This is a genomic window from Vibrio scophthalmi LMG 19158, assembly GCF_000222585.1.
Lineage (GTDB): Bacteria > Pseudomonadota > Gammaproteobacteria > Enterobacterales > Vibrionaceae > Vibrio > Vibrio scophthalmi.
In genome coordinates this window covers 1-548 of record NZ_AFWE01000167.1, presented here as the reverse complement: position 1 = coordinate 548, position 548 = coordinate 1, and the positions used below count along the sequence as shown (strand labels likewise).

The window sequence follows — 548 nt, the reverse complement described above, 5'->3', positions numbered from 1 at the left end:
AATACAAACCAGCACCTAATTATGATCCTGTGGTTCGTTTCGAAACGGAACCTGGACAGCAGATGCAGGTCGACTTCACCACCATCTCACGCCACGGGAAACGCATAAAAGCGTTCGTAGCGACATTAGGTTATAGCCGCGCCACCTTTGTTAAGTTCTCTGAGCGAGAGCGTCAAGAAGACTGGATTCAGGGGCTTGAACAAGCATTTGAATTCTTCGCAGGCGTACCCAAAGAGGTACTATTCGATAACGCAAAAGCCATCATGATCGAACGCGATGCTTATGGTGATGGAGAACATCGCTGGAACCCGCAGTTACTTGCTGCCGCAAAAAAATACGGCTTTAAGCCAAAAGCTTGTCGCCCCTATCGAGCGAAAACAAAAGGGAAAGTAGAACGCTTTAACTCCTACCTCAAAAGCAGTTTTATCACACCACTGGCGGCGACACTCAAACAGCACGGCCTCGATTTAACCGTTGATGTGGCTAACGGTCGTATTGGCGCATGGCTAGAAACCGTAGCGCACCAAAGAATACATGGAACAACGAAT

1 protein-coding gene is annotated in these 548 nt (G+C 48.2%); it reads left to right on the top strand.

Annotated features, from left to right (window positions below; genetic code table 11):
- On the top strand, nucleotides 1–548 hold a 548-nt coding region (istA, locus tag RH88_RS12935), incomplete at both ends, for an IS21 family transposase (protein ID WP_005596665.1).